The 229-nt window shown below is 67.2% G+C and carries 1 protein-coding gene; it reads left to right on the forward strand.

Annotated features, from left to right (window positions below; genetic code table 11):
- Nucleotide 1 precedes the first annotated feature (1 nt).
- Nucleotides 2-229: lipid A-modifier LpxR family protein (locus AAEY88_RS15800; RefSeq protein ID WP_350563926.1), on the forward strand; the 228-nt coding region annotated here is incomplete at its 3' end.

Genomic DNA, 229 nt, shown 5'->3' on the forward strand with positions numbered 1-229 from the left:
GTTGCGTGATGAGCCCGTGTTCCAGCTCCTGCATGAGCGCATGCGCCGCCACGATCTGCCGCCGGTGCCTTTCGCACGTGGTAGCGGTCTGTCGCAGGACATGATCACTCACTGGGGCGGCGCGCTGGGCAACTTCGGCACCCATGCCAACCTCGGCACCGAGTGGCGTATCGGGTGGCGGCTGCCCGACGACTTCGGCAGTTCGCCACTGCGCCCGGCAGGAGAGAAC

It is taken from the genome of Psychrobacter sp. CAL346-MNA-CIBAN-0220 (genome assembly GCF_040309805.1).
GTDB lineage: Bacteria > Pseudomonadota > Gammaproteobacteria > Pseudomonadales > Moraxellaceae > Psychrobacter.